3 protein-coding genes are annotated in these 2,498 nt (G+C 66.6%); all 3 read right to left on the bottom strand.

Annotated elements, in window-relative coordinates:
* The coding region (locus N5E02_RS20825) for an alpha/beta fold hydrolase (protein ID WP_279946724.1) at nt 1–885 on the bottom strand (885 nt) is incomplete at its 3' end.
* 140 nt (nt 886–1,025) lie between these two features.
* Nucleotides 1,026–2,042: a 3-oxoacyl-ACP synthase III gene (locus N5E02_RS20820; RefSeq protein WP_005420782.1), complete on the bottom strand. Its 1,017-nt coding sequence runs from the start codon at nt 2,040–2,042 to the stop codon at nt 1,026–1,028.
* Between the two features lie 102 nt (nt 2,043–2,144).
* Nucleotides 2,145–2,462, bottom strand: coding sequence for a DUF4156 domain-containing protein (locus N5E02_RS20815; protein ID WP_005407628.1), 318 nt, complete (start codon nt 2,460–2,462; stop codon nt 2,145–2,147).
* Between the last annotated feature and the right edge of the window lie 36 nt (nt 2,463–2,498).

Below are 2,498 nucleotides of genomic sequence, written 5' to 3'. Positions count from 1 at the left end.
CGGGTTGGCGTCCAGGAACGCGCGGATTTCCGGCACCAGCACGTCCTGCTTGTCTTCCAGCACATAGTGGCCGGCATCCTCGAAGGCATGCACCTGGGCATTCGGCAGCGCGGCCTGGAAGCCCTTCAGGAAATGATGGTCGAACACGAAGTCGCGCAGGCCCCAGCCGAGGAAGGCGGGACGGTCGGCGAACGACGGCAGCGCCTTGCCGGCGCGTTCCAGCAGCGACCAGGCCTTGTCGGCCGGCGACAGCGGGATGTCCTGCATGAAGCGGATGGTGCTGATGCGGTTGGCCCAGCTGTTGTACGGCGACACGTAGGCGCGGCGCACATCGGCCGGCATCTTCCGCTCCACGCCCAGCCACGAGGCACCGGACGAGAACGCGTTGAAGCTGCGGATGATCCACTCGCCGATCTTCCAGTGGCGACCCAGTGCGATCTGCCACGGCATCTTCTTTGCCGCCGGCATCGGGAAGGCAGCGGTGTTGAGCACCACCAGGCGCTTCACCTGCTCGTGGTGCGACAGCGCCCAGCCGAACCCGATCATGCCGCCCCAGTCGTGCACGGCCAGGGTCACCGGGCCGCTGATGCCCAGGTGCTTCAGCAGCGCATCAAGATCGTCCACGCGCGACTGCAGCGTGTACTCATAGCGGCTGTCGTCCGGCTTGTCCGACAGGCCCATGCCGATGTGGTCCGGCACGATGCAGCGGTAGGTGTCCGACAGGCCGGCCACCAGCGTGCGCCAGTAGTAGCTCCACGACGGGTTGCCGTGCACCATCACCACCACCTCGCCATCGCGCGGGCCCTCGTCGAGATAGTTCATCGACAGGCCGGGGCGGACCTCGAAGCGCTGCGGGTGGGCGGGGTAACCGGGAAGATCGCGCATGCGGAGCACCTAAGGAGAGTCGCGGCGCAATGTAGAGCCGAGCCGTTGCTCGGCTGCTCTCCGGTCCGCTGCGGAAGAGCCGCGCTGCGCGCGTGAGCCGAGCATGGCTCGGCTCTACAGGAGGTCGGGCAACGGGCTGCTTACCAGACCACTTCAGCCATCGAGCAGTTCAGGCCCGAGCCAATACCCAGAAGCGCGATGCGATCACCCTTCTTCAGCTTGCCCAGCTGCTTGAGCTTGCTCAGCACGATCGGCACCGAGGCCGGGCCGATGTTGCCGTGCTCGCCGAAGATGGTCATGACCTTCTTCGGGTCGATGCCGAAGTTCTTGATGAACGCGGCGGTGTGCGGTTGGCTGACCTGGTGGATCACGAACTGGTCCAGCTCCTCCACGGCCCAGCCGAGTGCGATCTTGGCGGCGCTGAAGGTCTTCTGCGCCAGCTTGATGCCTTCGATCAGCAACAGGCGGGTGTCGGTGACCATGCGGTCCAGGTTGCCCAGGCACAGCTGGTTCCACTCGGTGGCCGAGCGGGTCACGCCGCCCTTGTAGCGCGGCGCGTCCGGCACCAGCTCCGCGCGCGCCATCACCATCGCGGCGGCGCCCGACCCGGTGGTCAGCGCGGCCAGCTCGTTGCGGAAGTCATCGGCGGTGACGTCCGGGGCGGTCATGCGCTCCAGGGTCTTCTCGTACACCAGGTTGGCGGTCTCGCCGTCCACCACCAGCGCGTAGTCGATATCACCGCGCTCGATCATGCGCGCCGCGATGTCCATGCCGTTGATGAAGGCCAGGCAGGCGTTGGCGACGTCGAAGGTCATGCATTCGTCGCTGACACCGAGGTTGCCCGACACGATCGAGGCCGTGGACGGCTCCAGGTAGTCGCGGCTGACCGAGGTGTTGACCAGCAGGCCGACCTGGGTCGCGGTGATGCCCGCGTCTTCCAGTGCCTTACGGCCGGCCATGGTGGCGGCGTCCGACGCCAGCACGCCGTTGTCCCACAGGCGGCGGGCGTGGATGCCGGCGATGTCGCCAAGCACATCGGTGCGGATACCCAGGCGATCCAACGTCGGCTGCAGGCGTTCGTTGATTTCCTTGGTCGTCAGCGTATGCGGTGCGTCGACGTGTGCCAGGCCGGCGATCGAGACATTCTTGAAGAGCATCGAGGTTAGCGCCAAGGCTCAGGCAAAAGGGGGCGCTATTCTATAACCCCCGGGCTTTCACCGCATCTTTACGAATTCAGCCTCGGCCGTATGGTGAAGCGTTCAGCGCGGCGGGCACTGGAACGCGGCGAAGCGCTGGCTGCCATCGGCGGGGGCCGCAGCGGCCTGGACGGCATTGGCGCCGGCGCTCGGGGCCTCGTTGCGGGCCAGGGTTTCCAGCTCTTCCTGCACCCGCAGCGGGTTGCGGTTGTAGAAGCCGACCTTGCTCTTCACGGTGACCACCACCTCGCCCTTGGCGATGCAGCCGGCCGGAACCGGCCCTGCCGGCAGCACGCGGGTTGCCTTGCCGGCCGGTTCGATCGGCACCCAGGTACAGGCGGTGACGGTGAGCAGCAGGGAGGAAAGCAGCAGAACGCGCATGGGCAGATCCTGGAAGGGTATGGGGGGATTCTGCCT

It is taken from the genome of Stenotrophomonas sp. GD03777, assembly GCF_029842485.1.
Classification (GTDB): Bacteria; Pseudomonadota; Gammaproteobacteria; order Xanthomonadales; family Xanthomonadaceae; genus Stenotrophomonas; species Stenotrophomonas sepilia.
The sequence above is the reverse complement of the archived record's forward strand: the minus strand, read 5'-3'. Positions and strand labels throughout refer to the sequence as shown.

Excerpts from the sequence above, each read along its gene's own strand:
- N5E02_RS20815 (WP_005407628.1), bottom strand. The coding sequence starts at position 2,462 with ATGCGCGTTCTGCTGCTTTCCTCCCTGCTGCTCACCGTCACCGCCTGT.
- N5E02_RS20820 (WP_005420782.1), bottom strand. The coding sequence starts at position 2,042 with ATGCTCTTCAAGAATGTCTCGATCGCCGGCCTGGCACACGTCGACGCA.